The sequence below is a fragment of the bacterium genome (genome assembly GCA_024228115.1).
Taxonomy (GTDB): domain Bacteria; phylum Myxococcota_A; class UBA9160; order UBA9160; family UBA6930.
The window spans coordinates 1-6,774 of the sequence record JAAETT010000129.1 but is presented as its reverse complement, the minus strand read 5'-3'; the positions used below and the strand labels follow the sequence as shown (position 1 = coordinate 6,774).

4 protein-coding genes and 1 tRNA gene are annotated in these 6,774 nt (G+C 64.5%); 4 read left to right on the top strand and 1 reads right to left on the bottom strand.

Features of this window, described 5'->3' with window-relative positions; translation table 11 throughout:
- The first annotated feature begins 209 nt into the window (after window positions 1–209).
- From GY937_06285 to GY937_06270, 4 genes are all read left to right on the top strand, one after another.
- Window positions 210–3,053: a response regulator gene (locus GY937_06285; protein MCP5056319.1), complete on the top strand. Its 2,844-nt coding sequence runs from the start codon at window positions 210–212 to the stop codon at window positions 3,051–3,053.
- The gene (locus tag GY937_06280; protein MCP5056318.1) at window positions 3,034–4,695 is read left to right on the top strand and encodes a response regulator; all 1,662 of its coding nucleotides are present in this window, start codon (window positions 3,034–3,036) and stop codon (window positions 4,693–4,695) included. Before GY937_06285 ends, GY937_06280 begins: the two co-directional genes overlap by 20 nt.
- Before the next feature lie 149 nt (window positions 4,696–4,844).
- Window positions 4,845–5,540, top strand: a complete 696-nt coding sequence (locus tag GY937_06275; GenBank protein MCP5056317.1) for a hypothetical protein — start codon at window positions 4,845–4,847, stop codon at window positions 5,538–5,540.
- A gap of 57 nt (window positions 5,541–5,597) precedes the next feature.
- Window positions 5,598–5,674: transfer RNA gene (locus tag GY937_06270), tRNA-Met, on the top strand.
- A gap of 157 nt (window positions 5,675–5,831) precedes the next feature.
- Here the strand turns inward: GY937_06270 and GY937_06265 are convergent.
- Window positions 5,832–6,452, bottom strand: a complete 621-nt coding sequence (locus GY937_06265) for a class I SAM-dependent methyltransferase (GenBank protein ID MCP5056316.1) — start codon at window positions 6,450–6,452, stop codon at window positions 5,832–5,834.
- Between the last annotated feature and the right edge of the window lie 322 nt (window positions 6,453–6,774).

Sequence of the window (6,774 nt, the reverse complement as noted above, 5' to 3'; positions counted from 1 at the left end):
GGCTTCCAGGGCAACCCCGGCTCACACCCGATCCGGAGCCTTCGCGGTCCCGGGCGCCCCAGACCCTACTCACCGCAACAATTCAACCGAGAATCCCACGCTACGCGGCCGATCTCGCTTCTACCGCGCAGACTCCTAGTCCGAGATATCCAGAGCACAGGGAATTCTGGGGCCTCAAGGGGCGATCGGCACAGGCCGATCTAGCAACGATGGCGGCTTCCAATAGCCTGACTAAGGGCGAGGTCGAGGACTACTGGCGGGAGGCTGGCGAGCCGCTGGCTAGCAGTGCCCTGAAGTCCACCATTTTCATGGCTTTGGGTATGCAGGTCGGCTTCACGTGGCTCGACCGGTTCGCGTATCCGGAGATGTTCACGCTCTTCTTTTGCATACGGATGAGTGTCAACGCGCTTCTTGTAGCGATTCTCGTCACTGGGCGTCACCGGTTTCCGCGCGAGTCGATGGCGGTGTTCAGTCTCGCGATAGGCCTAGAGATTCTCGCAATGGTGTACGCGACAGATGCGCCATCCAGCGACTACTACGGTGGGCTGCTGCTCCTCATGGTCGGGATGCCCGTGCTCCTACCGATTACGGCTCCCGTAACCGCGGCTGTGAATGGCCTTCTCTGCGTTGGTTTCGCTCTCGGCCCGATCGCAGCCGCCGGGCCGGTAGCTTGGGATACGTATTCGATTCACCTATTCGTGTTGGTCTCGGGATACGTTGAGAGCGTCATAGCTTCCGCTTTCCTGCATCGAATTCGAGTACGGGATTTCCTTCATCGCCGCGAGATCGAGTCAGCCCGCGACCGTCTAGCAGATCTCGACAAAGCAAAATCCCGCTTCACGGCGAACATCCACCACGAGCTCCGAACGCCGCTCACGCTCATGCTGGCTCCCATCGAAGCCATGCGCTCTGGCGATCTGGGCGAAGTTCCCGCCAGTCTCGATCGTACGCTTCGCACCATGCAGTCGAATGGCCTGCGCCTGCTGAAGCTCATCAACAACCTGCTCGATCTGGCCAAGGTCGAGAGCGAGCAGCTTTCCGTTCGGCGCGTTCCGCTGGAGCTTGGGCGCCTCGTGCAAGACATCGTCGATGGCGCGCTTCCCATGGCCGAGCGGAAGGGGCTCGAGCTTCAGGCGGTGGGCTTCGAGGCCGTTCCCACGCTGAATGTGGATCCGGATGCGCTCGAGAAGGTGTTGGTGAACCTGATCGGGAACTCGTTGAAGTTTACGGATGCGGGGGGCATTACCGTCCGGGGCAGCGTCGTTACGGCAGGCGAGGCGGTCGATGGCGACGGCCACGTTCTCGATGCCGATGGCGTTCATCTGGTCGTCGACGATACCGGCGTGGGCATGCCGGAGAACCAGTTGGCCCGGGTGTTCGATCGGTTCGCCCAGGTCGATGGCTCCACCACGCGCAAGCATGAGGGCACGGGCATCGGCCTGAGCTTGGTTCAAGAGCTTGTCGCGCTGCATGGTGGGCAGGTGTGGGCAACCAGCGAGGGGGAAGGGCACGGCTCGCAGATGCATGTGCTGCTGCCGGTTGGCGAAGCGGATGACGACCCGGATGAAGAAGTGCTGCTGGCGGCGGATGGCGAGCGTGCTCTCTCGGCAGCCAACTCCTTCAAAGCGCTTGCCAGCGAAGAATCGATGGATCTGGAGGAGAGTGGCGAGGGCCGCTTCGCCGCGGTGGAGCATACGGTCAGCCGTTGGGAGGCCACCCGGCACGGCGACGAGTGGTTGGGGGAGCTCCCCGAGCATCCGGAGGGCACACCGGAGGTCGTCATCGCCGAAGACAATTCGGAGATGCGGCGGCTCCTGGCGTTCCTGGTGGGTCGCGAGTTCCGGGTCCGCCCCACGCGAAATGGACGCGAGGCGTTGGAGGCCGTTCGAGAGCGGGCGCCCGCTCTCGTTCTGACGGATGTGATGATGCCCGAGATGTCCGGCACCGAGCTGTGTCGTGCCATCAAGGAAGACGACGTCCTGAACGGGATTCCCGTGGTGCTCGTCACCTCGAAGGCCGAGCGCGAGATGAAGATCGAGGGCCTGGAGCTGGGCGCCGACGATTACGTGACGAAGCCCTTCCATCCCCGGGAGCTTCTAGCGCGCACCCGCTCCCTCGTTCGCATTCGCACCCTCCAGCAAGAGCTGGCCGAGCGCAACGTGGCCCTCTTCGGCACCAACGTGGAGCTGGCAGAAACACTGGAGGAGCTGAAGGAAGCGGAGGTGCATCTGGTGCAAGCCGAACGCCTCGCCGCAGTGGGCGAGCTTTCGGCCGGGGTCGCCCACGAGGTGAACAACCCGCTGAACTTCGCCCGCAACTCGCTCGCGGCGCTCCGCACGTATGTGGACGATCTCCAGGGCCTCGCCGCATGGCTCGGGGAGCTGAATGCCAACGATCCAGCCACGCTAGGCACCCAACTGGTCCAGCTGCAGCGCAAGAAGCAGGAGCTGGGCCTCGATGAGATGGCCGGAGAGCTGGCCGAGCTGATCCAGATCGTCACGGAAGGCCTCGACCGCACCGCCCACCTGGTTTCCGATCTACAGACCTTCGCCTCCCCCGGGCAGGGGGAACGGGGCCTCGTGGATGTGGGTGCATCCCTACGCTCGACGCTTCAACTCCTGGGTCATCGGCTCCGGGAGACGGGCGTCGAGGCCACGTTGGAGATCGAGGAGGGCCTGATGAGCGTTCCTGGCGATACCGGCGGGCTGAACCAGGTGTTCCTCAACCTCCTCAAGAATGCCGTTGAGGCGTTCGAAGGAGGAGATGGGACCATTTCCGTCCGCGCGCGAATGGCTGCGGGGGGAGAGTTGGAGGTGTGCGTGGAAGATTCGGGGCCGGGAATCGAGGCGGACGTGCAAGCGCGTCTGTTCGAGCCGTTCTTCACCACCAAGGGTGCGGGCCAGGGCAGCGGCCTGGGCCTGGCCATGTGCCAGCGGATCGTCGTCGGCCACGGCGGGCGGATCGAACTGACCTCCGAACCCGGTGAAGGCACGCAGGTGCGCGTCGTCTTGCCGGTCGCTCCTGGGGGCGGAGATGATGCCGGCTCCGGTTGAGGCCAAGATCGGTTACCGCGCCTACCCGCTCCTCTACGTCGATGACGAGCCGGAGAATCTGCGTGTCTTCGAGCTGACGTTCCGGCGTGAGTTTCGCGTCGTCACGGCAACCAGTGGCGAGGAAGGCCTCGAGAAGCTGATGGCGGAGCGTTTCGCCGTAGTGCTCTCCGATCACAAGATGCCCGGTATGAGTGGGGTCGATTTCCTTGGCCGCGTGAGCGAGATCGCACCGGATACCGTCCGCATGCTCGTCACCGCCTACGGTTCGGCAGATACCCTGGCCCACGCCATCAACGATGGCTCCATCTATCGCTACATCGCGAAGCCGTGGCAGCCGGATGAGATGAAGGTCTCGTTGAAGCGTGGCGTCGAGCACTACGTCCTCAGCCGAGATCGCGAAGCGCTCGTGCGAGAGCTGCATACGATCGGAGAGGTGGCGAAGACGATCAACCGCGAGCTCTCGCTGGATCGGCTCGAGGATCTACTGATCACGTCGCTCACCGAGACGCTGAAGTACGACGGTGCATCGCTGCTGAGCTTCGATCCCCTGAAGGAGCGGCTCCGATTCGAGCGTTCCGGGCCGATGGGTGCACACAGCAGCGAGTTCCTGGAAACCCACGCCATCACCCGCGAGAATGCCCCGGGCTTCGTGGATTCCCTGGCGGAGGGTGAAGCCTGCTTCCTGGGCGTGGGCGAAGCCCTCAATTTCACGACGGAGGTCCGCGAATGGATCACGGAAATCGCCGGGGATCTGCTCGTGGTTCCGCTGTTAGGCAAGGACGAGCTGCTCGGTGCCCTTGCCGTGGACAATCGCCGAGGAGGCGCGCCGTTCGAAGATCGGGATCGCAGGCTCCTGGAGGATGTGGCGGCGCAGGCCGGGATCGCCATCCAGAATGCGCGATTGGTCGAGGATCTCCGTTCCACGCGCCAGCAGGTGCTGCGCGCCGATCGTCTGGGCACGCTTGGCACACTCTCGGCCGGGCTCGCCCACGAGATCAACAACCCCCTCACTTCGATTCACACCTTCCTGAGCCTGGCGCCCGCCAAGCGAGACGAGCCGGATACGGAATTCTGGGGCGACTATCATCGCCTGGCGTGTTCCGAACTCGAGCGCATTCGCGGGCTCGTGGCCACCATGGCCCGGCTTGGCCGCCAGGATGGTCGCGCGGTTGAACGCTCCACCTGCGATCTCGCGGGAATCGCTGGCGAGGTGGTCACACTCGTGGCTCCGGAAGCCGACCGTCGCGAAGTAAGCCTGGTGGTAAATGCGGATCCCACCACACCGAAGCTCACCGCGGTTCGCGAGCAGCTCCATCAGCTCATGCTCAACCTCACGCTGAACGCGGTCCACGCATCCCCGGACGGTTCGAGCGTAAAGATCCGAATCGGCCCCGGCGGTCCGGGGGGCGACCCGGAAGGTGCCACCCTGGAAGTCTCCGATATGGGCGATGGAATCGCGGACGAAGACCTCGAACGCATCTTCGATCCCTTCTTCACGACCAAGGGGCCTGATAACGGCACCGGCCTGGGCCTGATGATCTGCCATCGCATCATCGCCGAGCACAACGGCGTGATCGAGGTGACCAGCCGCCCCGGAGAGGGCGCCTGCTTCAGGGTACGGCTGCCGAACCGAACCGCCTGATCCAGCCCGGTTGACCCGGTTCCTCCGAGCTGATAGAACGACACCCGTCCCGATCTACGCGGGGGGAACCCCGCGTTCCATTCGATTGAGGGCTACGTTCGAGGGGTCCGTCAATCCGGCGTGAACCGAAGATCGAAGCAGGGGAGCCGATGCCCGCGAGAACGCAGCAATTGAAACGACGAGCCGAGGGCGCGCGAATCCTGCGCACCGGTCTCTTGTACGGTCTGATCCTCGGGGCGCTCTTTGCGGTTCCGCTGATCGCAGCGCCAGGAGCGGCGGCCGATTCCAGGGTGCGCGTGGCGATCCTGCCGATCGTCGTGCACTCCACGACGGATCGGGAGTATCTGCGCTCCGGCCTCGCCGACATGCTCACCTCCCGCCTCGGGCGCGAAAAGAGTGTGGCCGTCGTGAAGCTGGACGATCCCGAGCTGGCCACCACCGACGCATCGGCCGCCAAGGCCGCGGCTGGCTCGTCCGGTGCCAGCTGGGTTCTGTATGGCTCGTTCACACGCTTCGGCGAAGGCGCGAGCCTCGATATCCGCTGCGTCGAAGTGGGGGGCGAGGACACCCAGGATCCGCGCTCGGTCTTCATCCAGGCGGGGACGCTGGGCGAGATCATCCCGCGCCTCGACAACCTGGCCAAGCGGGTCGCCCATCACGTGACCGCCGGCCGAAGCTCCCTGCCCTCGGTCTCCGCCAGCGAAGAAGAGGCCGCGGACGCGACCATGGCTTCCGCGCTCGATGAGATCGACGCGCTCCGAAGCCGGATCAAGGCCCTCGAGGATCGGGCGGCCGCCGCCGGCTCGGATGTTGCGGGGCAGGCAGGCGGCACCGAAGCCCCCTAGCCGAGCCCGCCGGATCAAACGGGATTCGCTAGCTTGCGCTGGCCCGTACGGGCACGTGGCGATGTAGCTCAGTCGGTTAGAGCACTGGTTTCATAAGCCGGGGGTCGCTGGTTCAAGTCCAGCCATCGCCACCACCCTGCCACCGTGTCGAGTGGCCCACTTGCCACTCCTTCGGACGACCCGTGGGTGCCCGAAACCAAGGCTCGTCCCAGAGGCGCCAGTGCCCGTGGCGAGCGCGTCATGGCGAATCGAAACAGGGCTCCGACCGCCCCGCCATCCGCTTCCTCATCCCTACGCGGGCTTCTCCGCGACGATGAACACGTCGCCCTTGCCCGGCTGCCACTGGTGGTCGATCTCGAAGCCGGCGGCCTCGAGGCTGTCAACCAGCTCCTGAACGGTGAAGACCCGGACCAGCGGCATCACGCCGAGAAATCGCCCGATCGGCCCGATGAGCTTGAAGAGCCTCAGGGTTTCGCCAAGGCACACGGTGCTGGAGACGAAGACGCCGCCCGGCTTCAGCATGCGGTAGACCTTGGCGATCGAGGTGTTCCGGTCTTCCAGGAGATGCAGGACGCTGAGCCCGAGCACCGCATCGAAACTCCCGTCCGGCGCGATGAACGCATCGATGTCCGATTGCTCGAAGTGCACGTTTCCGACGCCGGCCGCTTCGGCCTTGCTTCGAGCGATCTCGAGCATCTTTCCCGAGATGTCGATCGCCCGGACCTGCTTCACGTGCGGCGCGTGGACGATGGCGGTCGAGCCCGTGCCACAGCCGAACTCGAGGACCTCCATGTCCGGGCGCAGATACTCCCGCGTTAGGGCCAGCTTCTTCTGGTAGGCCGCCTCGTCGGCGACCGGCTTGCGGGCATAACGCGCTGCGATCCGATCCCAGAACCGGCTCGAATCGGTCATCGTCTTCTCCTTGGGTCGAGCGGCTTCGTAGCTCACCGCATGCAACCGATCTGCGGGCATCCTTCCAACAGAGGTCACGCTCAGCCGGTGGAAGGATCCATGATTTTCGAGCGATGCGCAGCAGCGGGCGTCTTGCGGGCTGCTAGCGTGCTCACGTGTACATGGGACCCACCGGTGTGGCCCCTCTAGCCTGAACTATGCACGAAAGTTGGCTGAGAAGCTGGCTTTCCAATGTTTCAGCGTGCCGCGCGGCGATTGACGCTGACGGATCTCGTTTTGGGTGGTCGATGCCCATTCCGTGGCGCGAATGCGGAGTGTGCTT